The organism is Phyllobacterium sp. 21LDTY02-6 (assembly GCF_023554255.2).
Classification (GTDB): domain Bacteria; phylum Pseudomonadota; class Alphaproteobacteria; order Rhizobiales; family Rhizobiaceae; genus Phyllobacterium.
Genome location: NZ_JAMJWD020000001.1, coordinates 1,039,164 through 1,065,264, shown reverse-complemented (window position 1 = coordinate 1,065,264; position 26,101 = coordinate 1,039,164). Strand labels below are relative to the sequence as shown.

General features: G+C 60.4%; 26 protein-coding genes. 4 read left to right on the top strand and 22 right to left on the bottom strand.

Annotation, left to right across the window (positions count from 1 at the left end; genetic code table 11):
• Positions 1-17 precede the first annotated feature (17 nt).
• Positions 18-1,379: a sigma-54 dependent transcriptional regulator gene (locus tag M8997_RS05125; protein ID WP_250014308.1), complete on the bottom strand. Its 1,362-nt coding sequence runs from the start codon at positions 1,377-1,379 to the stop codon at positions 18-20.
• Positions 1,369-3,627 (bottom strand): PAS domain-containing sensor histidine kinase, encoded by a 2,259-nt coding sequence (locus M8997_RS05120; RefSeq protein WP_250014306.1) that lies wholly within the window; start codon positions 3,625-3,627, stop codon positions 1,369-1,371. Before M8997_RS05120 ends, M8997_RS05125 begins: the two co-directional genes overlap by 11 nt.
• Positions 3,628-3,818: 191 nt before the next feature.
• Between M8997_RS05120 and M8997_RS05115 the strand changes: the two genes are divergently transcribed.
• Positions 3,819-4,622, top strand: coding sequence for a GGDEF domain-containing protein (locus tag M8997_RS05115; RefSeq protein WP_250014305.1), 804 nt, complete (start codon positions 3,819-3,821; stop codon positions 4,620-4,622).
• Between the two features lie 61 nt (positions 4,623-4,683).
• The gene (locus tag M8997_RS05110) at positions 4,684-5,193 is read left to right on the top strand and encodes a DUF1993 family protein (RefSeq protein WP_250014304.1); all 510 of its coding nucleotides are present in this window, start codon (positions 4,684-4,686) and stop codon (positions 5,191-5,193) included.
• A 42-nt stretch (positions 5,194-5,235) separates the two neighbouring features.
• Here M8997_RS05110 and ntrC read toward each other — a convergent pair whose 3' ends face one another.
• From ntrC to dusB, 3 genes are read right to left on the bottom strand one after another with little or no spacing between them, the layout of a single operon-like run.
• Positions 5,236-6,687, bottom strand: coding sequence for a nitrogen regulation protein NR(I) (ntrC, locus tag M8997_RS05105; RefSeq protein ID WP_250014303.1), 1,452 nt, complete (start codon positions 6,685-6,687; stop codon positions 5,236-5,238).
• Between the two features lie 2 nt (positions 6,688-6,689).
• Positions 6,690-7,847 (bottom strand): nitrogen regulation protein NR(II), encoded by a 1,158-nt coding sequence (locus M8997_RS05100; protein WP_250014302.1) that lies wholly within the window; start codon positions 7,845-7,847, stop codon positions 6,690-6,692.
• Positions 7,844-8,836 (bottom strand): tRNA dihydrouridine synthase DusB, encoded by a 993-nt coding sequence (gene dusB / locus M8997_RS05095; protein ID WP_371929492.1) that lies wholly within the window; start codon positions 8,834-8,836, stop codon positions 7,844-7,846. The genes M8997_RS05100 and dusB overlap by 4 nt, the downstream gene beginning before the upstream one ends.
• Before the next feature lie 175 nt (positions 8,837-9,011).
• Between dusB and M8997_RS05090 the strand changes: the two genes are divergently transcribed.
• The gene (locus tag M8997_RS05090) at positions 9,012-10,232 is read left to right on the top strand and encodes a bifunctional 2-C-methyl-D-erythritol 4-phosphate cytidylyltransferase/2-C-methyl-D-erythritol 2,4-cyclodiphosphate synthase (protein ID WP_250014301.1); all 1,221 of its coding nucleotides are present in this window, start codon (positions 9,012-9,014) and stop codon (positions 10,230-10,232) included.
• Complete coding sequence (locus tag M8997_RS05085) at positions 10,229-10,729, top strand: CinA family protein (protein WP_250014300.1); 501 nt, start codon at positions 10,229-10,231, stop codon at positions 10,727-10,729. The genes M8997_RS05090 and M8997_RS05085 overlap by 4 nt, the downstream gene beginning before the upstream one ends.
• Here M8997_RS05085 and M8997_RS05080 read toward each other — a convergent pair whose 3' ends face one another.
• From M8997_RS05080 to secG, 17 genes are all read right to left on the bottom strand, one after another.
• Complete coding sequence (locus tag M8997_RS05080; protein ID WP_250014298.1) at positions 10,730-11,152, bottom strand: GNAT family N-acetyltransferase; 423 nt, start codon at positions 11,150-11,152, stop codon at positions 10,730-10,732. It abuts the gene before it with no gap.
• 2 nt (positions 11,153-11,154) lie between these two features.
• Positions 11,155-11,619 (bottom strand): type II toxin-antitoxin system RatA family toxin, encoded by a 465-nt coding sequence (locus M8997_RS05075; protein WP_250014296.1) that lies wholly within the window; start codon positions 11,617-11,619, stop codon positions 11,155-11,157.
• 7 nt (positions 11,620-11,626) lie between these two features.
• Entirely contained in the window at positions 11,627-12,592 is a 966-nt protein-coding gene (gene lipA, locus M8997_RS05070; RefSeq protein ID WP_250014294.1) for a lipoyl synthase, read from the bottom strand.
• A 9-nt stretch (positions 12,593-12,601) separates the two neighbouring features.
• Positions 12,602-12,883 carry a GlsB/YeaQ/YmgE family stress response membrane protein gene (locus tag M8997_RS05065; RefSeq protein WP_250014291.1) on the bottom strand — a complete coding sequence of 94 codons (282 nt, stop codon included), beginning with the start codon at positions 12,881-12,883 and terminating at the stop codon, positions 12,602-12,604.
• 9 nt (positions 12,884-12,892) lie between these two features.
• Positions 12,893-13,159 (bottom strand): hypothetical protein, encoded by a 267-nt coding sequence (locus tag M8997_RS05060; protein ID WP_256473205.1) that lies wholly within the window; start codon positions 13,157-13,159, stop codon positions 12,893-12,895.
• Positions 13,160-13,180: 21 nt separating this feature from the next.
• Positions 13,181-14,626 (bottom strand): dihydrolipoyl dehydrogenase, encoded by a 1,446-nt coding sequence (lpdA, locus tag M8997_RS05055; RefSeq protein ID WP_250014289.1) that lies wholly within the window; start codon positions 14,624-14,626, stop codon positions 13,181-13,183.
• Positions 14,627-14,638: 12 nt separating this feature from the next.
• Positions 14,639-15,283 (bottom strand): SGNH/GDSL hydrolase family protein, encoded by a 645-nt coding sequence (locus M8997_RS05050; RefSeq protein WP_250014286.1) that lies wholly within the window; start codon positions 15,281-15,283, stop codon positions 14,639-14,641.
• 7 nt (positions 15,284-15,290) lie between these two features.
• Complete coding sequence (locus M8997_RS05045) at positions 15,291-16,658, bottom strand: pyruvate dehydrogenase complex dihydrolipoamide acetyltransferase (protein WP_250014284.1); 1,368 nt, start codon at positions 16,656-16,658, stop codon at positions 15,291-15,293.
• A 14-nt stretch (positions 16,659-16,672) separates the two neighbouring features.
• On the bottom strand, positions 16,673-18,079 hold the full coding sequence (locus M8997_RS05040) for a pyruvate dehydrogenase complex E1 component subunit beta (RefSeq protein WP_250014282.1): 1,407 nt from the start codon (positions 18,077-18,079) through the stop codon (positions 16,673-16,675).
• Between the two features lie 12 nt (positions 18,080-18,091).
• Entirely contained in the window at positions 18,092-19,123 is a 1,032-nt protein-coding gene (pdhA, locus tag M8997_RS05035; protein ID WP_250014279.1) for a pyruvate dehydrogenase (acetyl-transferring) E1 component subunit alpha, read from the bottom strand.
• 129 nt (positions 19,124-19,252) lie between these two features.
• Positions 19,253-19,585: a septum formation initiator family protein gene (locus M8997_RS05030; RefSeq protein WP_250014412.1), complete on the bottom strand. Its 333-nt coding sequence runs from the start codon at positions 19,583-19,585 to the stop codon at positions 19,253-19,255.
• 157 nt (positions 19,586-19,742) lie between these two features.
• Positions 19,743-21,020 (bottom strand): phosphopyruvate hydratase, encoded by a 1,278-nt coding sequence (gene eno, locus M8997_RS05025; RefSeq protein ID WP_250014277.1) that lies wholly within the window; start codon positions 21,018-21,020, stop codon positions 19,743-19,745.
• A gap of 137 nt (positions 21,021-21,157) precedes the next feature.
• Complete coding sequence (kdsA, locus tag M8997_RS05020) at positions 21,158-21,988, bottom strand: 3-deoxy-8-phosphooctulonate synthase (RefSeq protein ID WP_250014275.1); 831 nt, start codon at positions 21,986-21,988, stop codon at positions 21,158-21,160.
• Between the two features lies 1 nt (position 21,989).
• Entirely contained in the window at positions 21,990-22,886 is an 897-nt protein-coding gene (locus M8997_RS05015; RefSeq protein ID WP_250014273.1) for a VOC family protein, read from the bottom strand.
• A gap of 27 nt (positions 22,887-22,913) precedes the next feature.
• Positions 22,914-24,542 (bottom strand): CTP synthase, encoded by a 1,629-nt coding sequence (locus M8997_RS05010; protein WP_250014272.1) that lies wholly within the window; start codon positions 24,540-24,542, stop codon positions 22,914-22,916.
• Positions 24,543-24,688: 146 nt separating this feature from the next.
• Complete coding sequence (locus tag M8997_RS05005; protein WP_250014271.1) at positions 24,689-25,348, bottom strand: L,D-transpeptidase; 660 nt, start codon at positions 25,346-25,348, stop codon at positions 24,689-24,691.
• Positions 25,349-25,556: 208 nt separating this feature from the next.
• Entirely contained in the window at positions 25,557-26,075 is a 519-nt protein-coding gene (gene secG, locus M8997_RS05000; protein ID WP_250014270.1) for a preprotein translocase subunit SecG, read from the bottom strand.
• Positions 26,076-26,101: the final 26 nt, after the last annotated feature.

Genomic DNA, 26,101 nt, shown 5'->3' with positions numbered 1-26,101 from the left:
ATCGCATCCCGAATGCTTCAAACCCCGAGGGATTTCAGCTTTCTATGCAGTGCTGAACGTTCCATACCAACGAATTCGGCGGTGCGCGAGATGTTTCCGCCAAAACGGTTGATCTGGGCGATAAGATATTCCTTCTCGAAGCGCTCGCGCGCCTCGCGCAGCGGCAGCGCCATGATGTGCTGATCCGATTCGGTCGGTGCCTTCGGCAAGGTATCGCCGATCTCCGCCGGCAGCAGGTCCGCGGTGATGACAGCCTCCGGATCGTCGCCGCGCGCGAGAATGATCAGGCGTTCGATATTGTTGCGCAATTGCCGGATATTGCCCGGCCATGAATGCGATTGCAGAACCGCCATTGCGTCGGGACCGATCTTGCGCGGCTTGATGCCGGCCTGTTCCGCGATCTGCGCCATGAAGAAATCGACAAGCGCGGGAATATCGTCGCGACGATCGGCCAGCGGCGGAACGATGACCGGCACGACGGCCAGCCGATGAAACAGATCTTCACGGAACCGCCCCTCGGCGATCATCGCCTCAAGATTCTGTGCGGTGGACGAGATGATGCGCACATCGACCTTGATGCGCTTGGTGCCGCCGACACGTTCGAACTGCTGGTCCACGAGGACGCGCAGGATCTTGTTCTGCGTCTCGCGCGGCATGTCCGCGATCTCGTTCAGGTAGAGGATGCCGCCATGCGCCTCCTCCAGCGCGCCAACCTTGCGCTCGCCGCCATCGGATTCGGTGCCGAACAGCTCTATCTCCATGCGTTCCGGAGTGATTGTCGCAGCGTTCAGATTGACGAACGGTCCCTTTGCCCGGGTGGAAAGCGCGTGGATCGCCCGCGCCGTCAATTCCTTGCCGGCACCGGACGGGCCGGTGATCATGATGCGGCTATTGGTGGGCGCAACGCGTTCGATCGTCTGGCGCAGATGGTTCATCGCCAGCGAATTGCCCAGCAGCTCGAAGCTTTCGGCCGAGCGCCGGCGCAGATCCGAAACCTCGCGGCGCAGTTTCGACGTTTCCAGCGCGCGTTCGGCGACGAGGATCAGCCTGTCCGCCTTGAACGGCTTCTCGATGAAATCATAGGCGCCGCGGCGGATCGCCGAGACGGCGGTTTCGATATTGCCGTGGCCGGAAATCATCACCACCGGTACTTCCGGGTGGCGCTGCTTGATCTCGTCGAGCAATGCGAGGCCGTCGAGCCGGCTGCCCTGCATCCATATGTCGAGGAATATCAGCCGTGGAATACGATCATCGATCGCCGCCAGGGCACTGTCGGCATCCGAGGCCATGCGCGTGTCATAGCCCTCGTCACTCAAGATGCCCGCAACGAGCTCGCGAATATCCACTTCATCGTCAACGACAAGGATGTCAGATGCCATTTGAATTCACCTGTTCTTCTGGATGATTGTCCGGCCGGACACGGGGAAAGACCATGCGGATCATCGCCCCGCGTCCCCCATAGAATTCTTCCGGTGCGTCGTGTAATTCGAGTTGCCCCGCGTGGTCCTCGACTATCTTCTTGACGATAGCAAGGCCGAGGCCGGTGCCCTTTTCGCGCGTCGTCATATAGGGTTCGAGCAGGCGCTGGCGATGCTCGCGCGGCAGGCCCTTGCCATTGTCGAGGATCTCGATGAGCATTTCCTCGCCGACGGCCCTGCAGCGCACGAGGATATGGCCATCGAGATGCCCCTCCTTGACGACGGATTCGACCGCCTCGGCGGCATTCTTGATCACATTGCCGAAGGCTTGCCCCATGAGCCGGGGATCGAACATCCCCATCAGCGGCTCATCAGCGAAATCGCGCTCGAAACGGATGTCGCTTCTGCTGACTTCCACGAGGAAGGATGCTTCCTTCAAAGCCTCGCGCAGGTCTACGAGGCGCATCTCCGGCTTCGGCATGCGAGCGAAGGATGAAAACTCGTCGACCATCCGCCCGATATCGCCGACCTGCCGGATAATGGTTTCCGTGCACTGGTCGAAGACTTCGCGATCCTGCGTGATGGCTTTTCCGAAGCGACGGCGCAGCCTTTCGGCGGAAAGCTGGATTGGCGTCAGCGGATTCTTGATTTCATGGGCGATCCGTCGTGCCACGTCGGCCCAGGCCGAGGAGCGCTGCGCCTCGACGAGATCCGTGATGTCGTCGACGGTCACGACATAGGAATGTTCTGCGGCATCAGCATCTTCCATCGTTATCTGAACGTTGAACGTCCGCGCGCTGCCATGCCTCGATATGGCGACCTGCTCCCGGTAGACCGAGCGGTTCGTCGCCCGGGCCACTTCGAAGACCAGGCCGATCTCGGGAACCAGCGCGGAAAGGTTCTTGCCACCTGCAGTCGCCGGATCGAGCCCGAGCATCGACTGTGCCGAACGATTGATGATCTCGACGATGCCATCGCCATTGACGCTGACGACCCCCGCCGTCACTCCCGACAGCACGGCCTCGGAGAAACGCCGCCTCTCGTCGATCTGATCCTTGGCACTGACGAGATCGTTGCGCTGCGTGCCGATCTGGCGAACCATCGTGTTGAAGGTCTGCGACAGGGAGCCGACATCGCCATCGGATCGATGCACCGGCACGGAAACGTCCAGATTGCCCGTAGCAACATCGCCCGCGGCGCCGATAAGCAGCCGGATCGGCCTGACCAGACGGTCGGCGACGGCAATACCGGTCCAGATGGCCGACAGAAGCAGCGTCAGCGTGAGGCCGAAATAGAGCAGTGCAAAAAGCAGCTGCGTCGGTATGCCTTGGTTCGGGCTGCTCATGCTGCCGGCATTCTGCTGCGTGACGGCGCGGCTGGCATTGAGAATGTCCGCATCGACCGGGCGAACCGCATAAAGGTAGAGCCCGGGCATCTCGCGCAATTTTATCACCGCGCTCAGAAGATTGGTCTGCTCCGGCGGGATAAGCACGGGCTTCCCGTCGGAGGCGGTATTGAGCACGCCGCGGGCGACGGTGGGAATATCGATGTTCGTGCGGATGTCGGCGCGGGCGACGGTTTCGCCATTCTCCTTGATCAGGGAAGCGGCCACCATGTTCCGGCTGACGGCCTGCTGCGTCATCATTCGAAGGAAGCCGCTACGATCGACATTGTAGAGCGTCCGCTGCGCATCGAGATATTCGACCATCTCCAGCGAACTGTTCTGCAGGTTGCGCGCGCTTTCCTGAATGTAGGATTCGGCGAGGCTGATCGAAGATCGCACGATCATCGAGGTGCGCATCTCGAACCATCGATCAAGCCCCATATCAAGCGTGATCGACGCAACGATAGCCACGATCATCGCAGGCACCGCGGCAACGAGGGAAAACAGCACCACGAGGCGGACATGAAGGCGGGACGCCGCCTTCCCGCGGCTGCGTGCCTGGGCAACCCTGTATATTTCCCGGCCGATCAAGCCGATCAGGACGAGGATGAGAACTGCATTGACGGCCGTCAACACCAGCGTGACGCCACTTTCCGGCCGGATCGGCGTCATGTCGGTGAGAATGACGAAGGTGACGCCCGTCGTCAGAAGCGCAAGCGCGACAGTCAGGATGCCGGCGCGCGAAAAGAAGCGCTGGCTGCTGCCTCCGGCTGCGCCACGGGTTGGGCCACCACTGGCCAAATTGACAGAATCAGACAAGACCATCGCCACGCAATCCGAAACAAGTGGCACTCATGCAACACATTGTGGCGGAAATGCAACGGTCTCGTTCGACATCCTCTGAAAAATTGTACCAAAGCATCACTGCCACGTAGACGTTCGGCAAATTTATGCGTTTTGTTGTCAAGTTTTTCACCGCCGTGGTGTAGGAATGACTGGGGAATCCGGCGAGAACCATGAGCACCTACGATTTTTGGGTCACGAAATTCGGCAATCTGTCACCGCCGCGGCAAGTCGTTGTCATGGTCGTGATGGCTACGACGGCGGCCAACACCCTTGCAGTCGTGTTTTCCTTCTTCGTCGATCTGAACGATACCGTTGGCCTGCTTGCGGTTACGACCTGCATCGTCGTCATCGTCAGTGCGCCGCTCGGTGCTTTTCTGATCGACCTGAACCAAAGGCTGAAGCAGACTGCGATACTTCTCGACGAGGCTTCCCGCCGCGACGATCTCACGGGCTTGTCCAACCGCAACGATTTTTATCTCCAGGCGCAGCGCCATATCAATCTGTGCGACCCCGACAAGAGTGCCGGCGCCATCCTCTATATCGATGCCGACCATTTCAAATCGATCAATGATCGCTTCGGCCACGCCATCGGCGATGCGGTCCTGCAGGAAATAGGATTGCTGCTGCGCGCCATCACCACGGAGTGGGATTACGCCGCAAGGTTCGGTGGGGAAGAGTTTGCGGTTTTCCTGGCCAATGCCGATGTCGGCAAGGCCGACTGGCTCGCCCACCGGCTCTTGACGGGGGTGCGCGACATTCCGAAACAATTGCGCGTGGAGAACCTCGACGTAACCGTTAGCGTCGGCATATCGATCCACCTGCCGCAGCAGTCGCTGGAAGAGGCTTTGATCGCGGCGGACAAATGCCTTTACGCGGCCAAGACCCAGGGGCGCAATCGCATTGTTCACGCCAGCAGCGACCCGAACGAGCTGATTTTGGCAGCAGCGCATGGCCAGAACGAAATCGCCACTTGAAAATGTCGTTCCGGGTCGTAACTGCTAGGGACGTGAATCTGAACGCTCTGAAGGAGCAATAATGTCCCTGTCCCTATATTCCGTAGCCGTGCCCGCACTGCTGCGTGGTCTTTCCATCGCCTCCTCGCTCATCGACAAGGCGGAACACTATGCCGCCGAGAAGAAGATCGACCCGCTTATCCTCTTCAATGCCCGTCTCGCTCCCGACATGTTGCCATTTTCGGGCCAGGTCCAGCGCATGAGCGACACGTCGAAGAACATGATCGGCCGCCTCACGGATATTGCCGCGCCGAGCTTCCCCGACAATGAGACCAATTTCGACGAACTGAAACAACGTCTGGCCAAGACGGCGGCGTTCCTCGAAAGCGTCGACGAGGCGGACCTTGCCGATTCGGCCGCGCGCGAGGTGATGCTGAACTTCGGCAAGATGAAAGTAGCGCTCAGCGGCCAGGACTACGTTCTCAAATTCGTCCTGCCGAACTTCTATTTCCACGTCACGACCGCGCAGAACATACTGCGCCACAATGGCGCTCCCGTCGGCAAGCTCGATTATATCGGCTTGCTCGACTGATTGCCGCAGGCGTGGCTGGATTGCCCGGCCGCGCCGCCTTCGCTAACGGTTGTTCTTGTATATATTCACGCCGAGCTCGCGGATTTTCTTGCGCAGCGTGTTGCGGTTGAGACCAAGAAGCTCCGCCGCCTTGATCTGGTTCCCATGGGTCGCCGTGAGACAGGAGAGGATAAGTGGATATTCCACCTCCTCGAGCACGCGTTGATAGAGCCCGGGCGGCGGAAGATCGTCGCCATAGGACATGAAATACCGCTGCATGTTGTTTTCGACGGCCTGGCCTATCGTCACGTCATCACTGGCCATGACCGCCGAAGCAGGCTCCGCCGGACGCAGGTCTGCCTTCAGCTCGGCCTCGATGACATCCGCGTTGATTTCTTCCTGAGGATAGAGGGCCGCCAGCCGCCGGACGAGGTTTTCGAGTTCGCGTACATTGCCCGCCCAGGGGTAGCGGCGCATCAGGTCCAGTCCAGCCGAAGTGATGCGCTTCTCCGGCAGACCGTCCTTCACCGCCAGCTTGAAGAAATGGCGCACGAGATCGGGAATATCCTCGCCGCGCTCGCGCAGGGGCGGAAGTCTGAGCGGCACCACGTTCAGGCGGTAGTACAAATCCTCGCGGAACAGCCCCTGATTGATGAGGGTCCGCAGATCCTTGTTGCTGGCGGCGACGATCCGCACATCGGTCTTGATCGGCGTGCGCCCGCCCACAGTCATATATTCGCCCTGCTGCAGCACGCGAAGCAGCCGGGTCTGCGCCTCCATCGGCATGTCGCCGATCTCGTCCAGAAACAGCGTTCCGCCATCCGCCTGCTCGAACCGCCCGCTGGAGCGGTTCTGCGCGCCCGTGAAGGCACCGCGCTCGTGCCCGAAGAGTTCCGATTCGATCAGATCCCTCGGGATTGCCGCCATGTTGATCGCGACGAACGGGCCTTTGCGCCGCCGGCCATATTCATGCAGCGCCCGCGCGACCAGCTCCTTGCCCGTGCCGGATTCGCCTGAAATCATCACGGTGAGGTCCGTCTGCATCATGCGCGCCAGGACGCGATAGATCTCCTGCATCGCCGGCGAGCGCCCGACGAGCGGCATTGTGTCGGGCTGCTCGTCCGCCACCCATTTTTCCGGTTTCTTCTTGGGTTCCGCCAGCGCCCGGCCGACAATGCTGACGAGTTCCGTCAGATCGAACGGTTTCGGCAGATATTCATAGGCGCCAGCCTCGGAAGCGCGAATGGCGGTCATGAAGGTATTCTGCGCACTCATGACGATGACCGGCAGGTCCGGCCGCGACTTCTTGATACGAGGCAGGAGATCGAAAGCATTCTCGTCAGGCATGACCACGTCGGTGATCACGAGGTCGCCATCGCCGGCGGATATCCAGCGCCAGAGCGTGGCGGCATTCGATGTGATGCGCACGTCGTAGCCGGCGCGGGACAGGGCCTGATTCAGCACCGTCCGGATTGCGGCGTCGTCGTCAGCGACGAGAATACTGCCGAGACTCATGATCAGAATCCTGTCTTCTTGCTAGTTGAAACCGCATCGCCCTGCCCGTCATCAAGCGGATCGCTCTGCCATGCGGGCATCAGAATGCGGAACGTCGTCTTCCGCGGAACGGAATCGCATTCTATGACCCCGCCATGATCGCCGACGATCTTGGCAACAAGGGCAAGCCCAAGCCCCGAACCATTGGGCTTGGTGGTCACGAACGGATCGAACAGATGCGGCATGATATCGGGTGCGACCCCGGCGCCCGTATCGGACACGCAGAATTCGAGCGGCAGCGAAACGCGGTTCCGCATGCCGGGAATCGAAAGGCGGATGCCGGGTCGGAAGGCGGTGGACAGCGTTATCTCGCCCGACTCGCCTTGGCCGATGGATTCGGCGGCGTTCTTCACGAGGTTGAGGAACACCTGCACGAGCTGGTCGCGATTGGCGAACACATAGGGCAATGACGGATCGTAATCTTCATGGAACTTGATGTGGCTGGCAAAACCATTCTTCGCAATGGCTTTGACATGGTCCAGCACGACATGGATATTCACCGCCTCGCGTTCGATCGGCCGTTCATCGGAAAACACTTCCATCCGGTCGACCAGCGAGACGATCCGGTCGGTTTCGTCGGTGATCAACCGCGTAAGTGCGCGATCATCATCGTTCAGGCCAGTCTCCAGAAGCTGGGCGGCGCCGCGAATTCCCGACAGAGGGTTCTTGATCTCATGCGCGAGCATGGATGCAAGCCCGGTAACGGAGCGCGCTGCACCGCGATGCGTCATCTGCCGATCGAGCTTCTCCGCCATCGACCGCTCCTTGAAAAGGATGACGATCGAACCGGGCGCTTCACTGACGGGTGTAACGTAGAGATCGACGATCCTGTCGTTCCCGAGGCGCGGCGACGATACATCCACGCGGTATTCATTGACCGGTGACGGATTTTCCCGAACCTGCTTGACCAGCGCAAGCAGGGGGCTTCCGAATGGCAGCAAGGTTTCCAGCGTGTTGCGGCTGAGAATGCTGGCGCTGGAGCGAAAGAACGCTTCGGCATCGGCATTGGCGAAGGAGATGAATCCCGCCTCGTCCAGCATGATGACCGGGTGCCGCAATGAATTGAGCACCATGGTCGCCACGCCCTCGTCAAGTGCAGCCCTGTTGATTTCCCCCATCATGCCACCTTCTTGAATTCGCCCGTATGCGCGACCGACAGCGCCGCATGCAGGCTGCGCGCGACGTTGCGCGGGTCCTTGTCGGTCAACAGGCAGCCGCGCTCGGCCGGAGTTATCGCCGGCGCAAACCTGTCGAGATACCAGCCGATATGTTTGCGCGCGTGGCGCGTACCGGTCAGTTCGCCATAATGGGCAAGCATCGCCTCGTAATGCACCACGGCATAGTCGGCAATCGGACCGACTTCCGCGCGGCTATCGTCCACTATCGCGCCCGGCAGCCAGGGCTGCCCATAGGAGCCGCGTCCCACCATAACGGCGTCCGCCCCGGAAGCATCGAGAATCGCCAGCGCATCGTTTCGGTCGAGAACGTCGCCATTCGCCACGAGCGGAATGGAGATGGCATCGCGCACGGCGCGAATCGCACCCCAATCCGCTTTGCCCTCATAGAATTGGCAGCGGGTGCGGCCGTGGACGGTCACCATCCGCACTCCGGCGGCCTCGGCGCGCGCGGCGAGTTCGGGAGCATTGATGCTGTCGCCGTCCCAGCCGAGACGCATCTTCAGCGTCACCGGAACCTTGACTGCCCCAAGCGTCGCCTCCACCAGGCTGATCGCGTGATCCAGGTCGCGCATCAGCGCCGAGCCGGAGAGCCCGCCCGTCACCTTCTTGGCGGGGCACCCCATATTGATGTCCACGATATGAGCGCCCTCGCCCTCGGCGATGCGCGCGGCTTCGGCCATCCAGCGGCTTTCGCGCCCGGCGATCTGCACGACATGCGTGCCAAGGCCCTCGCCCTTCAGGCGCAGCAGATTGCAGCGTTCACGGGTGCAGAGTTCGGCGCTGGCAACCATTTCCGATACGACCATTCCCGCGCCGGCCTGCCAGGCCAGGCGGCGGAACGGCAGGTCGGAAACGCCGGACATCGGCGCGAGCAATACGCGATTGCGCAGTTCGACGCCGCCGACATTCAGGGGGCTTGCCAGATCGATCACAGAGATTGCCTGTTTCGTATGCAATTTTTCATCAGCCTATCCTTTAGACAGGATCACGCCCGTCCGCAAGGTAGACTGCGTGCGGCAAGTGTGCGTTTTCAACTTCCATTGTGCGGAAAGCTCTGGCCTTTCTGCCGTGCAGAGGTTAACGCATTTGCGGTCATGGAGAGATTGTGTGCCGGGGACGATTGACGATAGCAAACCGCGGGTAGCGGCCGTCATTGTGGCGGCCGGGCGCGGCGAGCGCGCCGGTCAAAGCATCGAGGGGCCGAAGCAGTATCGCAGGATCGGTGGCGAAGCCGTACTCGCCCATACCGTGCGCGCATTCCTCGATTGCCCGCTCCTCGACGATATCGTGGTGGTCATCCACCGCGAAGACGATGCCCTGTTTGCGCAGGCGCTGGGCGAGCTTGCCGCAGGCGTCACGGTTGTCACCGGAGGACCGACCCGGCAGGAATCGACCCGTCTCGGCCTGTTGGCGCTGAGGGAGGCCGCGCCCGACCATGTTCTGATCCATGACGGCGTTCGCCCCTTCATAGCGCCGGACCTGCTCGAACGGGTCATATTCAACCTGACGCCGCACATGGGCGTGCTGCCCGTACTCGCCGTCTCGGATACGTTGAAGGCGGCGGGACATGATGCGATGGTCAGCGGCACCGTGCCCCGGGCCGGGCTCTATGCTGCGCAGACGCCGCAAGCCTTCCCGTTTGTGCCGATCCTCGCAGCGCATGACGCCGCCTTTGCCGCCGGGCGCTCCGATTTCACCGATGATTCCGCCATTGCGGAATGGACGGGCCTGCCAGTTCGCATCGTCGAAGGTTCGGCGGACAACACCAAACTCACCTGGGCTAAGGATATCGAGATGGCCGATGACCGCTTTTCCAAGAATAACATGGCATTTCCCGATGTCCGGACTGGAAACGGCTATGACGTCCACGCTTTCGAACCCGGCGACGGGGTGACGCTGGCTGGTGTCTTCATCGCCCATGACAAGAAGCTTTCCGGCCATTCCGACGCCGACGTCGCCCTCCATGCACTCACCGATGCACTCCTGGCCACACGCGGCGCCGGCGATATCGGCACGCACTTTCCTCCCTCGGAGGCCAAGTGGAAAGGCGCCGCCTCACGCATATTCGTCGAGCATGCGGTGGGCATCGTCAGGGAAGCCGGCGGGCGCATCGCCAATGCCGACATTACCCTGATCTGCGAGGCTCCGAAGGTCGGACCGCATCGTGAGGCAATGACGCGCGAACTGTCCTCCATGCTCGGAATCTCGGCTGACCGCATTTCGATCAAGGCGACGACCAATGAGAAACTTGGATTCATTGGCCGCGAAGAAGGCATCGCGGCCATCGCCACCGCGTCGGTGATCTATCCGGGCGGGCTGCCGGAATGAGCGGGCTGATAGCAGAGAAGAAAGCCATTGAGGTGCTCGAAGCCTGCCGCGCCGCCGGATTGATGCTGGCCACGGCCGAATCCTGCACGGGCGGAATGATCGCAGCATCGATCACGGATATTGGCGGCTCATCCGATGTGTTCGACCGCGGCTTCGTCACCTATTCCAACGAAGCAAAGGAACAGATGCTTGGCATTCCGCGGGCACTCATCGCCGAGCACGGGGCGGTATCGGCAGAGGTTGCCCGGGCGATGGCCACCGGTGCGCTGCAAAATTCCAGGGCGGGCATTGCCGTCTCCGTCACGGGCATTGCCGGCCCGGGCGGCGGCTCGCCTGAAAAGCCGGTCGGGCTCGTATGGTTTGGCCTTGCACGACACGGTTCCGAACCCATCGCGGCCAAACATCTGTTCAAGGATGACGGCCGCGAATCCATTCGCAGAGCCGCCGTCGATGCAGCGCTGGAACTCATTCTCCACGGGCTGAAGAAGACGCAATGATCAGTCGCGATCGACCCGCAATGCCATGCCGATGGATTCCGGCGTGACCGGCTCGAAACCGAACTTTTCATAGAGATATCTTGCCGGACCATCGGCGATGAGGCTGCAATAGGCGCCCTCTGGCGCCCGGGCCTGAATATGATCTACCAGGTTGGACACGATCCTCTTGCCCAACCCCTTGCCCTGATGCTCCGGATCGACCGCTATATCGACGATCTGGTAGAAGCAGCCATCATCGCCGACAATGCGCCCCATCGCCACCGTTGCGCCATTGTGGCGGACGATAGCGGCATGAATGGTGTTGGGCAGGCCCTTCTCCGCGGCTTCGAGGCTCTTCGGCGAAAGCCCGGACAATTCACGAAGCCGCCGATAATCTTCAACGGACGGCGTCTCGCAATGAAGCTCGTAGCTGTCATCATCCATGCTCAACCCTCCGCCGGACGGCCATAGATTGCGTCGGCCCGCTTCTCGAATGCTTCGGTGAACTTGCGAAACGCGATGTCGAACATCGATCCCATGAGAAAGCCGAGCGTGCGGCTCTTGAACTCATAGTCGATATAGAAGTTCACCGATGAATGTCCCGGGTTCTCGGCCGGAACGAATTTCCAGCGATTGTCGAGGTAACGGAACGGCCCGTCGATATATTTCGTCTCGATCAGGCTCTCCGCCGGCTTCAGCAGAACCTGGCTGGTGAATGTCTCGCGTATCAGCTTGTAACCGACGGTCATATCCGCGATGAGCAGCGTCTTGCCATCGCGTTCCTTGCGCGAACGCACTTTCAGGCCCTCGCACATCGGCAGGAATTCGGGATAGCGCTCCACATCCGCAACGAGATCGAACATCTGGTCTGCGCGATGCGATACGGGTCGGGTCGTCTCGAACTTCGGCATGTAGCTGTTAGCTGCGCGCTGCGTGTTGTGCTTCGCGCGCAGCCTTCAAGCGGGCAAAATCCTCCCCGGCATGGTGGGAAGAGCGCGTAAGCGGACTTGAGGCGACCACGAGGAAGCCCTTCGTCTTGGCGATCGTCGCGTAGGACTTGAATTCTTCGGGCGTGACATAGTTCAGCACCGGATGGTGCTTGCGCGTCGGCTGCAAATACTGGCCGATGGTCATGAAGTCGACATCCGCCGAGCGCAGGTCGTCCATCAATTGCAGGACCTCGTTGCGCTCTTCACCAAGGCCGACCATGATCCCGGATTTGGTGAAGATGGTCGAATCCAGTTCCTTCACGCGCTGCAGCAGGCGGATGGAATGGAAATAACGAGCGCCCGGCCGAACCTTGAGGTAGTTCGACGGAACCGTTTCCAGATTATGGTTGAAGACGTCAGGGCGCGCCGCAACCACGATCTCCAGCGCCCCCGGCTTGCGCAGGAAATCGGGCGTCAGAATCTCGATGGTCGTGCCCGGCGATATGCGGCGGATGGCATGGATGACGTCGGCAAAATGCTGCGCACCGCCATCGGCCAGATCGTCGCGATCGACGGAGGTGATGACGACATGCTGCAGGCCCATCTTCTTCACGGCCTTGCCGACATTCTCGGGCTCTTCCGGATCGAGGGCTGTGGGCAGCCCGGTCGCGACGTTGCAGAAGGCACAGGCGCGGGTGCAGATTTCGCCCATGATCATGAATGTCGCGTGCTTCTTGTCCCAGCACTCGCCGATATTCGGGCAGCCCGCCTCTTCGCAGACCGTGACGAGATTGTGCGAACGCACGATGTCCCGCGTCTCCGAATATCCTTTCGATACCGGCGCCTTCACGCGGATCCAGTCCGGCTTTTTCAGTATCTCGGAATCCGGCCTGTGTGCCTTCTCCGGATGGCGAAGCCGGCGTTTCTGATCGATCGTATCGAGTACGGTTACCATTGAACCTTCCTAGTTTCCTGCGCGGGTCTTACCGAAAACCCAAAGGATGAGAATTGCGCCGACTGTCGCAACGATCAGATTTCCGAAGAAACCGTAAAAATTGATGTTCAAGACGCCTGCGAGCGTGCCGCCGACAAAGGACCCGGCAATGCCGACGAGGATATTCGTGAAAAGGCCATGGCTGCGATCCAGTGCCTTCTCCGCCACATAGCCCGCTATGAACCCGACAATGAGCATGCCAAAGAAACCCACGCCGGGCATGCTCATGAATCCAACCACTGGCTCGTTCATAGGTTTCCCTTACTTTCGTTCCGAAGCGATGGCTATTGCACGAAACACCAAGGCCCATATAGCACCGAATAACAATCCGCCCAAGCCGAAGGCCAGGGTGAAGACCCAGACGCCGTACCACCCGTCAAGAGCAACACCATTGATGGATATGGTGTTGCCCGAGGCGACGCTCAAGGCCGACGGGACGAAGCCGATCACGATCCCCCCGATCGTGGACCATTTCAGCACCGCCCACGACAGGGCAACCCACGGCTTGCCGTCTTTTATCGTCACCAACCTCGTGGTGTCCTTTCCGCATCAGGCATTCAATGCGCGACCATAGGCGTCGAGCACGCTCTCCTTCATCGTTTCCGACAAGGTCGGATGTGGGAATATCGTGTGCATGAGTTCTTCTTCGGTCGTCTCCAGATTCATCGCAACGACAAATCCCTGGATCAGCTCCGTCACCTCGGCTCCGACAAGATGCGCACCGAGAAGCTGGCCGGTCTTCTTGTCGAACACCGTCTTCACCATGCCCTGGTCTTCTCCGAGCGCAATGGCCTTGCCATTGGCCACGAAGGGAAACCGGCCGACCCTTACATCATAGCCGTCGGCCTTGGCCCTGGCTTCGGTCAACCCGACCGACGCGACCTGCGGGTTGCAATAGGTGCAACCCGGGATCTTGGCCTTGTCCATCGGGTGGACATTGGGCAGGCCGGCGATCTTCTCGACGCAGATAACCGCCTCGTGCTCCGCCTTGTGCGCCAGCATGGGTGGGCCGGCCACGTCGCCGATCGCGTAAATGCCCGGCACGTTGGTCTTGCCATAGCCATCAATGACGATGACGCCGCGCTCGGTCTTCACGCCGAGGGCCTCAAGACCGATATTCTCGATATTGCCCTGAACGCCGACCGCGGAAATCAGTCGGTCGGCCGTAATCTTCTCGACCTTGCCGTCCTTCATTTCCACATGGGCGGTGACGGAATTTGCGGCCTTGTCAACCTTGGCGACCTTGGCGTCGAGGATGATCTTCATGCCCTGCTTTTCGAACTGCTTGCGCGCGAAAGCCGAGATCTCGGCGTCCTCTACCGGCATGACCTGGGACATGACCTCGACGACGGTGACGTCCACGCCCATCGTGCGGTAGAAGGAGGCAAATTCGATACCAATGGCGCCCGATCCCATGACCAGCAATGATTTCGGCATCTCCGCCGGCTTCATCGCCTCGAAATAGGTCCAGATCAACTTGCCATCCGGCTCGATACCGGGGAGAGCGCGCGGACGGGCGCCCGTCGCCACGATGATATGCTTGGCGGTGTACGTGCCCTCGCCGAGCGTATTCTTCGGCAATGGCGCCTGCGGCTCGACCGGCTTCTTCGTGGTTTTGGAAACGACGATCTCGCCCGGCTTGGTCAGCTTCGCCTCGCCCCAGATGACATCGACCTTGTTCTTCTTCATCAGGAAGCCGACGCCGCCATTCATCCGTTCGGCAATACCGCGCGAGCGCGCAACGATCGCCTTCAGGTCGGCCGTAACGGTGCCCTCGACCTTGAGGCCATAATTCTTTGCATGTTCGGCATAGTGGAAGATCTCGGCCGACCGCAGCAGCGCCTTGGTGGGAATACAGCCCCAGTTGGAGCAGATGCCGGCCAGATGCTCGCGCTCGACAATGGCCGTCTTCAAGCCCAGCTGCGCCGAACGGATGGCGGCGATGTAGCCGCCCGGTCCCGAACCGATGATGATCACGTCGTAATTATTGGCCACGTCTCGGTCCTCCTAGACTGAACTGTCGAGCATTTGTCGAACGATTGGAGCGACGGCCTTGCCTATCGCCCTGGTATTTTCCGCATCGAGATGGATACCATCCAATGGCGAGGCCGTCGCCACCGAGCCGGCATCGAAGAAGCCGCAACCCGCAAGCTGGGCCGCCTCGAAATAAAGCCCTGCAAGCAGCTGCGACTGCTGGATGCCGCCGGCAAAGATCTCGACATATTCCGCTATCTCCACCCGTCGCAAGGGCGGCGGCGCCATGATCAGGATCTGCGGGGTGCCCGCCCTGAACTGGTATTGTGTCGTGCGCACGATCTCGATCAGGCGCTGAATGCCGCGCTTGGCGCCCTGGGCATTGCCGCAGACGAATGATTTCATGTCATTCGTGCCAAGCATGATGACGATCAGGTCCAGCGGGAAATGCGATCCAAGCGTCGTGCCAAGCGTCTTTGCACCATTGCGCTCGAAACCCGAGAGATGATCGTCGAACGCCGTGGTTCTGCCGTTCAGGGCCTCGCTGACCACATGCACCGCGTCGCCAAGTTCAGCCTGCAGCACCTGAGGCCAACGGTCCTGCAAGGCATGGCGTCCCGTGCCATCGGGAATAAACCCCCATGTCAGCGAATCGCCATAGCACAGGACCGTTTTCATGCCAGCCTCAGACCAGCATGCCCATCGGATTTTCGATGTGCCGTTTGAACGCCTGGGCGAGTTCCGCCCCAAGTGCGCCATCGACGGCGCGGTGGTCGGTGGACAAGGTCACGGACATGACGGTGGCAATCTTGATCTCGCCGTTCTTCACCACCGCACGCTGCTCGCCGGCACCGATCGCAAGGATCGTCGCATGCGGAGGATTGATGATGGCGGCGAAGTCCTTGACGCCGAACATGCCGAGATTCGACACCGCAGTCGTGCCGCCCTGATATTCCTCGGGCTTGAGCTTGCGGTCGCGAGCGCGTCTCGCCAGGTCCTTCATCTCGTTGGAGATGGTCGACAGCGTCTTCTGTTCCGCCTTGCGGATGATCGGAGTGATCAGCCCGCCCGGTATGGAAACCGCCACGCCGACATCCGAATGCTTGTGCTTGACCATATTGGCCTCGGTCCAGGAAACATTCGCTTCCGGAACATCGCGCAGCGCCAGGGCCATGGCCTTTATGATCATGTCATTGACGGAAAGCTTGTAGGCCGGGACGTCGCCCTTTTCCGTTTTCCGCATCGGCGAAGCACTGTTGATCTGCGCGCGCAGCGCCAGCAGAGCGTCGAGCTCGCAATCGACCGTGAGGTAGAAGTGCGGAACCGTGGATTTGGCTTCCAGCAGGCGCTTGGCGATGGTCTTGCGCATGCCGTCATGCGGCACGAGTTCGTAGGAACCTTCCTCGAACAATTTCAGCACGGCATCGTCCGAAACGGGCTTCGGCGCCGGCGTGGCGGCGGAAGGCGCTGCCTTTTCCGCGGCAGCGGTCTTGCCACCGCTCGAGATGGCGGCCTCTACGTCCTTCTTCACCACGCGGCCATGCGGCCCGGTGCCCTTGACGGCGCTGAGCTCGATGCCCGCTTCCTTGGCGATCCGCCGCGCCAGAGGCGAGGAGAACGGCCGTTCGGAAGCAGACGAAGAAGCAGCTTCGGCAACGGAAGCGGCTGAAGCCGGGCTCGGCTTGGCGACTTCTGGCTTCACTGCCTCGGGCTTCGGTGCCTCGGGAGCCGCAGCTTCCTTCTTCTCGGCTTCTGGCGCCTCGGCCTTTGCCGGCGCATCACCCGCACCGGCGGCAGCAGAAACGTCCTCGCCCTCTTCGGCGAGCACGGCGATAAGGGCGTTTACCTTCACGCCCTCGGTGCCGGCCGGGACGACGATCCGGGCGACCGTGCCTTCATCGACAGCTTCGACTTCCATCGTCGCCTTGTCGGTTTCGATCTCGGCAATCACATCGCCGGGGCCGACCTTGTCGCCTTCCTTGACGAGCCATTTAGCCAGATTGCCTTCCTCCATCGTGGGAGAAAGCGCCGGCATGGTGATATTTATCGGCATCTCGATATCCTCCCTTATGCCGTGTAGGTCACGGCCTTGACGGCATCAACGATCTCCTGAACGCTCGGCAGGGCCAGCTTTTCGAGATTGGCCGCATATGGCATCGGCACATCCTTGCCAGCAATGGTGAGTATGGGTGCATCGAGGTAATCGAATGCTTCCTGCATCACACGCGTCGCGATCTCCGTTCCGACGGAGGATTGCGGATAGCCTTCCTCGATGGTCACGCAACGGCCGGTCTTCTTCACCGATTCGACGACCGTCGGGATGTCCATCGGCCGGATTGTCCGCAGATCGATGATTTCCGCGTCGATCCCCAGCTTGGCCAGTTCCGCCTCGGCCTTCACCGTGTAGTTCATACCAATGCCGAAAGACACGAGCGTGACGTCCTTGCCCTTCTTGTGGACCCGCGCCTTGCCGATCGGCAGCAAGAAGTCCTCAAGCTTCGGAACCTCGAACGTGTGACCATAGAGGATTTCGTTCTCGAGGAAGATCACCGGATTCGGGTCGCGGATCGCGGCCTTCAAGAGGCCCTTGGCATCGGCGGCCGTATAGGGCATCACCACCTTCAGGCCGGGAATATGGCTGTACCATGCGGCATAGCACTGGGAGTGCTGTGCGGCCACGCGGGACGCAGCACCGCTCGGCCCGCGGAACACCATGGGAGCGCCCATCTGGCCGCCGGACATATAGAGCGTCTTGGCCGCCGAATTGAGTATCTGGTCGATCGCCTGCATGGCAAAGTTGAACGTCATGAACTCGACGATCGGACGCAGGCCAGTCATCGCCGCACCGACACCGACGCCGGCAAAACCATGTTCGGTAATCGGCGTATCCACGACCCGCCGCGGCCCGAATTCCTCGAGCAGGCCCTGCGTCACCTTGTAGGCGCCCTGATATTCGGCGACTTCCTCACCCATGACGAAGACGTCCGGGCTGCGGCGCATTTCTTCGGCCATCGCATCGCGCAAGGCCTCGCGCACGGTCATGGTCACCATCTCGGTGCCAGCCGGAATATCGGGATCGGCTGCGATTTCAGCCTTCGGCGCTGCTGGAACGGTCTGCTTTGCAGCCGGTTGCTCCTGCTCGGACCTGGCATCCTCCGCCTTTGCGGGTTCTTCGGCCTTGGCCGGTTCCTCGGCCTTGGCAGGCGCAGCGGCAGCCGCGTCGGCGCTCTCGCCCTCGCCCAACAGGACAGCGATGACGCTGTTCACCTTGACGCCTTCCGTGCCTTCGGGAACAACGATCTTGCCGATCGTGCCCTCGTCCACGGCTTCGACTTCCATCGTCGCCTTGTCGGTCTCGATTTCGGCCAGGACATCACCGGAAGTGACGGTATCGCCTTCCTTTTTCAGCCATTTCGACAGTTTGCCCTCTTCCATCGTCGGGGAGAGCGCAGGCATAAGAATATCAATAGGCATGGTCGCGCCTCCTCAAAGAAGAATGTCGGTGTAGAGCTCGGATGCATCCGGCTCCGGATCGGACTGGGCGAAATCGGCCGCATCGGCAACGACATCACGCACTTCCTTGTCGATCTTCTTGAGGTCGTCCTCGGTGGACCAGCCCTTTTCCACCAGGCGGTTCTTCACCTGCTCGATCGGATCATGGTCCGAACGCATCTTCTGAACCTCGTCCTTTGTCCGGTACTTCGCCGGATCGGACATGGAATGGCCGCGATAGCGGTAGGTCTGCATTTCGAGGATGATTGGCCCCTTGCCGGCGCGGGCCCAGGCGACGGCCTCGTCGCCAGCGGCATTGACCGCGCGCACATCCATGCCATCCACCTGGAAACCGGGGATATTGAACGAGATGCCGCGGCGCGAGAAATCGGTTTCGGCGGATGCGCGCGATACGGAAGTGCCCATCGCATAGCGATTGTTCTCGATGATGTAGATCACCGGCAACTTCCACAGAGCCGCCATGTTGAAGCTCTCATAGACCTGGCCCTGATTGGCAGCGCCGTCGCCGAAATAGGCGAGCGAAACATTGTCGTTGCCGCGATAGCGATTGGCAAAAGCCAGGCCGGTGCCGAGGGAAACCTGCGCCCCGACGATACCATGGCCGCCATAGAAGTGCTTTTCCTTGGAGAACATGTGCATGGAGCCGCCCTTGCCCTTTGAAAGGCCTCCACGGCGGCCGGTCAATTCGGCCATGACGCCCCGGGCGCTCATTCCACAGGCGAGCATGTGCCCATGATCGCGGTAACCGGTGATGACCTGGTCGCCATCCTTCAGCGACATCTGCATGCCGGTGACGACGGCCTCCTGGCCGATATAGAGATGGCAGAAGCCACCGATGAAGCCCATGCCATAGAGCTGGCCGGCCTTTTCTTCGAATCGGCGGATCAACAGCATATGCCGATAGGCTTCAAGCTCCTGGTCTTTGGTGAATTCTGCGGGTTTCGGTGCTTTGACAGCAGAGGTCTGCGCGGAGCGCGCAGGGCTTTTTTTCGCCCTCGTGGCCATATCTCACTCCCTGTGAATTGGTTGAGCGAGAATAAACAGCCCGGCACGAAGTTACAATACGCAGAATCGAATAAGTGCTATGCAAATAAGACGTTCAAAACACACACTAAAATGGCGATTAACCGCAACCTAGTTAATTGCTAAATCGCCGGAGCCGCGCATAATCGTGACTTCGTCCGACCTAGACAGATTCAGTGCTCTGCGGGCCTGCTCGTCGAGCATGTCCTTCTCGATTGTACCATCATGCATAAGTTTCACCTGCTGTTCAAGCTCGGCGCGGGTCTGGCGAACCGCGGCCAGTTGAGCCTCGAGGAGATGCGTGCGCTCCTGCAGCTTGATGGTCGAGTAGAGGCCATATTCGCCGTGATAGGCGTGGAACCCGAAATAGGCAAAGAAGAGCACGGCAAGAAGCGGAACGATCAGGCGGCCCCGCCTGGTTTTGCGTCTCTGTTTTGTCCACATGCGTTTTGATCCGAACAGGCTCGACAGTCGAGCCAGAATGGCCCGATTCACGTCAACCATAGAACATTGTTTTGCTTAACAGCCGATTACCATACGGCCCAAAAGCAAGATGGCGGGCACAGCCCGCCATCGCACAAAGCATGTCAGTTACCGGGGATCAGATGCTGCGGAAAATCCCGCGGCCCGCATAGCGCGCCTGCGGACCGAGCTCTTCTTCGATCCGGATCAGCTGATTGTATTTTGCCACCCGATCGGAACGGGCAAGCGAGCCGGTCTTGATCTGACCGCAATTGGTGGCAACGGCGAGATCGGCAATCGTTGCATCCTCAGTCTCGCCGGAACGATGCGACATCACGGCGGTATAGCCGGCGCGATGCGCCGTATCGACGGCATCGAAAGTCTCCGACAGCGTTCCGATCTGGTTGACCTTGACGAGGATCGAGTTACCGACGCCCATCTTGATGCCATCGCGCAGGCGGGCGGAGTTGGTGACGAAGAGATCGTCGCCGACGAGCTGGCACTTCTTGCCGACGAGTTCGGTCAGATATTTCCAGCCGTCCCAATCGTCTTCGGCCATGCCGTCCTCGACCGTGATGATCGGATAATTGCCGATCAGCTGCGCCAGATATTCGGCCTGCGCATTGGGGTTCCTCGTCTGGCCCTCGCCCTCATAGACGTAATTGCCATCCTTGAAGAATTCCGTTGCCGCGCAATCGAGACCGATCGCGATCTCCTCGCCCGGCTTGAAGCCGGCCTTTTCGATCGACTGCATGATGAAGTCCAGCGCGTCCTGCGCCGAGCTGAGATTGGGTGCGAAACCGCCTTCATCGCCGACATTGGTGTTGTGGCCGGCTTCTTTCAGGCGCTTCTTGAGCGTGTGGAACACTTCCGAACCATAGCGCACGGCTTCGGCCAGCGAGGATGCGCCGACGGGCAGGATCATGAATTCCTGGAAATCGATCGGATTGTCGGCATGGGCGCCGCCATTGATGATGTTCATCATCGGCACCGGCAGGACGTGCGCATTCGGGCCGCCGAGATAGCGGTAGAGCGGCAGGCCGGACGATTCCGCGGCCGCCTTGGCAACGGCCAGCGACACGCCGAGGATCGCATTCGCACCGAGACGGCCCTTGTTCGGCGTGCCGTCCAGGTCGATCATCGTCTGGTCGATATGGATCTGGTTCTCCGCGTCGAGACCGCCGACTGCATCGAAAAGCTCGCCATTGACCGCATCCACGGCCTTCTGCACGCCCTTGCCGAGATAGCGGGAACCGCCATCGCGCAGTTCGACCGCCTCATGGGCGCCCGTGGAGGCACCGGAGGGAACAGCCGCACGTCCCTTGGAACCGTCTTCCAGCACGACATCAACTTCAACAGTCGGGTTTCCACGACTATCCAGGATTTCACGGCCAATAATATCGACAATCGCAGTCATTTAACTTCCCTTTGATGAAGGTGGTACAGCATGTTGCTGGCCACTGAATAGCGAATGAACATGACAAGGAAAACCCTGCCTCTGCCGAAACCGGCCTAAAATCGCAAAAAGCCCGCGCCGAGCCCCAGGCCGCCCGATTAGTCGGCTTTGGCGATGCGATCGAATTCGAGGAGTTTCTCGAGAAGCCGGGGCATCTGGTCCAGCGGCACCATGTTCGGGCCGTCGGACGGTGCATTGTCCGGATCCTGATGCGTCTCGATGAAAACGCCGGCGACGCCGACTGCAACGGCGGCCCTTGCCAATGTCTCGACGAATTCGCGCTGTCCTCCGGTCGAACCACCCTGCCCGCCCGGCTGCTGCACCGAATGCGTGGCATCGAATATGACCGGGGCACCGAGCGACGCCATGATCGGCAAGGCGCGCATGTCCGAAACCAGCGTATTATAGCCGAAGGAGGCACCGCGCTCGGTCACAAGCACGTTCGGATTGCCGCTCTCGGTAACCTTGGCGACGACGTTCTTCATGTCCCAAGGCGCCAGGAACTGCCCCTTCTTGATATTGACGATCCTGCCAGTCTTGGCGGCTGCGATCAGAAGGTCCGTCTGGCGGCAGAGAAAGGCCGGGATCTGCAAGATATCCACGACTTCGGCCAGGACCGCGCACTGCTCTTCCGTATGGACGTCCGTCAGGGTCGGCAGGCCAAACTCCTTCTTGATATCCGCGAACACCGGCAACGAGTTCTCGAGGCCAAATCCGCGCTTGCCGCCAAGCGACGTGCGGTTCGCCTTGTCGAAGCTCGACTTGTAGACGAGGCCGACGCCGAGCTTCGTGGTTATTTCCTTCAACGCGCCCGCCATGTCGAAAGCGTGCTGGCGGCTCTCCATCTGGCACGGGCCGGCAATGATCGAAAGCTTGCCGGTATTGGAGAAATCGACCTGGCCTGCGGATACGGTGGAATTGATGGACATGTCAGAAAGCCTCAAAAGCAATGGCGGCGCCCTGCCCGGGTGCCGGCGGCACCACGAGTCGCGGACCGCGCTGTTCAAAGGAAATATTGTTCGCGGCCAGCCTTGATTCAACACCGGCAAGATCGCTGACCGCCAGGACGAACCCCTGCAGCCGCAAACCCCGTTCGCGAATAGGCGCTGCTACGCCATAGAATGCCGCCAGACCCTCGGGCGTCAGAACCGAAACATTGCAGTTGGCGGCGCGTATATCCATGCCGAAGGAATGGGCATTCACTTCGCGCTGATTGGCCGTCTGCTGGAGGAAATACTGAAAATCGGTCGGATTTTCCTCGGACAGGACCACTTCACGCAAGGAAACACGGCCATTCGCATGGTTGAGCAGGGCCGAACGGTCGACGGGCGGTGCGCCGATACGCTGGCACGCAAAAACGAAAGCATCCGGCGAGCGCAGGTCCGCCGCAAAGGCCAGACGGAAGCTTGCAACGCCCTTTTCGCCGCCGGGCGTTTCGAACGTGCGCGAGAAATCCAGGGTCTTGCCGGCGGAGATGCCCGCTTCGACGAAGTTGCTGTGGTCCGAATGCGCATCGTCGCTGGCGAAAACCAGGGCGGAAAAACCCTCCTGGCCGTTGCGGAACCGGTAAGTCTGGTCGCGCGCCACGAAGACGTTGCCGGCCCGAGCCTGTTCCTCGCAGGTTTCCCGCTGCCCGATCGCCAGCATCTCGATATAGCAACCATCCGCGAGAAATATGCAGACATTCTCGGTTCCGAACGGATGTGCGGCCGCCGGAGCGACGACAAAGCCCAGACGCTCCCATCGCTCGCGGGCGACATCGAGGCTTGCCGTCGGCAGAACCAGATGGTCCACGGGTCGCGCCGTCCAGGGGAGCATGTCACTCATTGGTCGGCGCCCCCTGTGCTTCCAACGTCAAACCAGCCTGCTCTGGGCCATCGCCGCGCTGATGAAGGACGCGAACAGCGGATGCGGTTCGAACGGCCGTGACTTCAGCTCCGGATGATACTGGACGCCGATGAACCATGGATGGTCGGGATATTCGACCGTCTCCGGCAATACGCCATCCGGCGACATGCCCGAGAACACCAGGCCGCATTCCTCGAGCCGGTCCTTGTATTCGATGTTCACTTCATAGCGATGCCGGTGCCGCTCGGAAATATCGGTCGATCCGTAGATATCCGCGATACGGGTGCCGGCCTTCAGCATGGCTTCATAAGCGCCGAGCCGCATCGTGCCGCCCAGGTCGCCGCTTTGCGCCCGCTTCTCAAGCATATTGCCGCGCAGCCATTCGGTCATCAGGCCGACGACAGGCTCGCTTGCCGGTCCGAACTCGGTGGACGAGGCTTCCTCGACACCTGCGAGCGAACGCGCAGCCTCGATCACCGCCATCTGCATGCCGAAGCAGATGCCGAAATACGGCACTTTGCGCTCCCGCGCGAACTTGGCGGCCAGTATCTTGCCCTCGGAACCACGTTCGCCGAAACCACCCGGCACCAGGATGCCATGCACCTTCTGGAGATAGGGCGCCGGATCTTCCTGTTCGAATATCTCCGATTCGATCCAGTCGAGGTTCACCTTCACCTTGTTGGCCATGCCGCCATGATGAAGCGCCTCGATCAACGATTTATAGGCGTCCTTGAGGCCGGTATATTTACCGACGACGGCGATCGTCACCTCGCCTTCCGGATTGTGTATCCGCTGGCTGACCTCGTCCCAGCGTTCCATGCGCGGCTTCGGCGCCGGATCGATACCGAATGCAGCGAGAACTTCCGAATCGAGGCCTTCCTTGTGGTAGGCCATCGGCACGTCATAGATCGTGTCGACGTCGAGAGCCTGGATGACGGCGGATGCACGGACGTTACAGAACAGCGACAGCTTGCGCCGCTCCGATTCGGGGATTTCCCGATCGGCACGGATCAAGAGAATGTCCGGCGCAATGCCGATGGAACGAAGTTCCTTGACCGAATGCTGGGTCGGCTTGGTCTTCAGTTCGCCCGCTGCCGGAATGTAGGGCATCAGCGTCAGATGGATGAAAACCGAGCTGCCGCGCGGCAGATCATTGCCCAATTGGCGGATTGCCTCGAGGAACGGCATGGCTTCGATATCGCCCACCGTGCCGCCGATTTCGCACAGCACGAAATCATAATCCTCATTGCCTTCGACGATGAAGTTCTTGATTTCGTCGGTGACGTGCGGAATGACCTGCACCGTCGCTCCGAGATAGTCGCCGCGACGCTCCTTCTCGATGATATTGCGGTAGATCCGGCCGGTCGTGATGTTGTCCTGCTTGTTGGCAGGCCTGCCGGTGAATCTTTCGTAGTGACCGAGATCGAGGTCGGTTTCCGCGCCGTCATCCGTTACGAACACTTCGCCGTGCTGATAGGGCGACATCGTGCCGGGATCGACGTTGAGATAAGGATCGAGCTTGCGGATACGAACACGGTATCCACGAGCCTGGAGAAGTGCCGCCAAAGCGGCAGCAGCGATGCCTTTTCCGAGGGAAGAAACCACGCCGCCAGTGATGAAAACATATCGGGCCATGGGCTTATCTCGTTAGTCCTTTGTGAGTGATTTGGCCACAAAAAAATTCGGCGCAAGCGCCGTTTTCCAGTGCCAAGATTATTGCAAGCTCAAACAAAACGGCCAGACGCGATGTCTGGCCGTTTCAGCGAATGGGTAAATAGAACTTAGAGAACAACCACTTCCGTGCCGACACTCACGCGATCGTAAAGATCGATCACATGATCATTGACCATGCGGAAGCAGCCATTGGAGGCCGAGCTGCCGATGCTCCACGGCTGAACCGTGCCATGGATGCGGATGTGGGTATCCTTGTTGCCCTGCGACAGGTAGAGCGCGCGGGCGCCAAGCGGATTGCCCGGGCCGCCATCCATGCCGTTTTCATACTTGGCATAATGCGCCGGCTCGCGCTTGATCATGTCCTTCGTCGGTATCCAGCGCGGCCACTCGCGCTTCGTCTGGACGACGGCCGTTCCCTTGAACTCAAGACCTTCCTTGCCCACGGCTATGCCGTACCGACGCGCACTGTAGGCGCTCTCTACGTAGTAAAGGAACTTGGCTTTCGTATCGATGACGATCGTCCCCGGCTTGTAGCCCGAGAACGCCACTTCCTGCGGCTCATATTTGGGATCGATGCCGTACCTGGATTTCTTCGGCTTTGCCGGCTGGCGAACCTCGGCAACCTGGACTGGCTGCGGCTCAGTCGCTGCAACCGCCTCATCGCCGTTGAACGGCTTCATGATCTTCTGGAGCAGCGGCTCTGCCGATGCCGGCCCGGCAAGGGCAATGGCAGACAGGCCAATAAGTAACGACCGACGTGATAGCATAGTTCTTTTCCCGCAAATGAGCTTGGCGCGATCCTTCAGCACCAGCCCGGCCCCCAGGCCAACTGATATGGCGATAACGGAAGAATTTTCTCTTCTCAACGCAAATCGCCGTGAAGTGGATGATGCCGATTATGATGCGTCTAAAAAGTTGCGGAAGCGCAACACTTTGCTGCGCTTCCGCTCACCTCGGAATGATCCGATACAGGGCTTAATTCGGTACCGGGCTCGTCGGCTGTGCCGGCGTGGTCGCGGGAGATTCGGGCGCTGCCGGTGCCTCGGTACCGGGCGCGGCCGGTGTCTCGGTGCCAGGTGCGGCCGATCCGGTCGGCGCCTGCGGCAGAGCGGCCGGCGTTTCGGGCTGCGCCGGTGCGCCGTTCTGCGCGGGCGCCTGGTTGGAAGACGGTCCGCCCAGCTGGTTGAGGATGCCGCCACTCGTCGGAGGCTGCTGGCCAGCGGGCTGCGTCCCGGTCGTTGCCGGAATACGGTTGAGAATATCCGTCGGGTTTTCGCCGTAGCGGGCTATGAGGCCGAGAACCAGCGATGTGATGAAGAAGCCGGTTGCGAGGATCGCAGTCGCGCGCGTCAGCACATTCGCCGCGCCGCGTGCGGTCATGAATCCGGACCCGCCGCCAATGCCGAGACCGCCGCCCTCGGAACGTTGCACGAGAACAACCCCGACAAGAGCAAGTACAATCAACAGATGAATGACGATAACGACGGTTTGCATAGGAAATAGTCTGCTTTCTTCGTATT

Coding starts and splice junctions, on each gene's coding strand:
- M8997_RS05125 (WP_250014308.1), bottom strand. CDS start 1,379: ATGGCATCTGACATCCTTGTCGTTGACGATGAAGTGGATATTCGCGAG.
- M8997_RS05120 (WP_250014306.1), bottom strand. CDS start 3,627: ATGGTCTTGTCTGATTCTGTCAATTTGGCCAGTGGTGGCCCAACCCGT.
- M8997_RS05115 (WP_250014305.1), top strand. CDS start 3,819: ATGAGCACCTACGATTTTTGGGTCACGAAATTCGGCAATCTGTCACCG.
- M8997_RS05110 (WP_250014304.1), top strand. CDS start 4,684: ATGTCCCTGTCCCTATATTCCGTAGCCGTGCCCGCACTGCTGCGTGGT.
- ntrC (WP_250014303.1), bottom strand. CDS start 6,687: ATGAGTCTCGGCAGTATTCTCGTCGCTGACGACGACGCCGCAATCCGG.
- M8997_RS05100 (WP_250014302.1), bottom strand. CDS start 7,847: ATGATGGGGGAAATCAACAGGGCTGCACTTGACGAGGGCGTGGCGACC.
- M8997_RS05085 (WP_250014300.1), top strand. CDS start 10,229: ATGAGCGGGCTGATAGCAGAGAAGAAAGCCATTGAGGTGCTCGAAGCC.
- M8997_RS05080 (WP_250014298.1), bottom strand. CDS start 11,152: ATGGATGATGACAGCTACGAGCTTCATTGCGAGACGCCGTCCGTTGAA.
- M8997_RS05075 (WP_250014296.1), bottom strand. CDS start 11,619: ATGCCGAAGTTCGAGACGACCCGACCCGTATCGCATCGCGCAGACCAG.
- lipA (WP_250014294.1), bottom strand. CDS start 12,592: ATGGTAACCGTACTCGATACGATCGATCAGAAACGCCGGCTTCGCCAT.
- M8997_RS05065 (WP_250014291.1), bottom strand. CDS start 12,883: ATGAACGAGCCAGTGGTTGGATTCATGAGCATGCCCGGCGTGGGTTTC.
- M8997_RS05050 (WP_250014286.1), bottom strand. CDS start 15,283: ATGAAAACGGTCCTGTGCTATGGCGATTCGCTGACATGGGGGTTTATT.
- M8997_RS05045 (WP_250014284.1), bottom strand. CDS start 16,658: ATGCCGATAAATATCACCATGCCGGCGCTTTCTCCCACGATGGAGGAA.
- M8997_RS05040 (WP_250014282.1), bottom strand. CDS start 18,079: ATGCCTATTGATATTCTTATGCCTGCGCTCTCCCCGACGATGGAAGAG.
- pdhA (WP_250014279.1), bottom strand. CDS start 19,123: ATGGCCACGAGGGCGAAAAAAAGCCCTGCGCGCTCCGCGCAGACCTCT.
- M8997_RS05030 (WP_250014412.1), bottom strand. CDS start 19,585: ATGTGGACAAAACAGAGACGCAAAACCAGGCGGGGCCGCCTGATCGTT.
- eno (WP_250014277.1), bottom strand. CDS start 21,020: ATGACTGCGATTGTCGATATTATTGGCCGTGAAATCCTGGATAGTCGT.
- kdsA (WP_250014275.1), bottom strand. CDS start 21,988: ATGTCCATCAATTCCACCGTATCCGCAGGCCAGGTCGATTTCTCCAAT.
- M8997_RS05015 (WP_250014273.1), bottom strand. CDS start 22,886: ATGAGTGACATGCTCCCCTGGACGGCGCGACCCGTGGACCATCTGGTT.
- M8997_RS05010 (WP_250014272.1), bottom strand. CDS start 24,542: ATGGCCCGATATGTTTTCATCACTGGCGGCGTGGTTTCTTCCCTCGGA.
- M8997_RS05005 (WP_250014271.1), bottom strand. CDS start 25,348: ATGCTATCACGTCGGTCGTTACTTATTGGCCTGTCTGCCATTGCCCTT.
- secG (WP_250014270.1), bottom strand. CDS start 26,075: ATGCAAACCGTCGTTATCGTCATTCATCTGTTGATTGTACTTGCTCTT.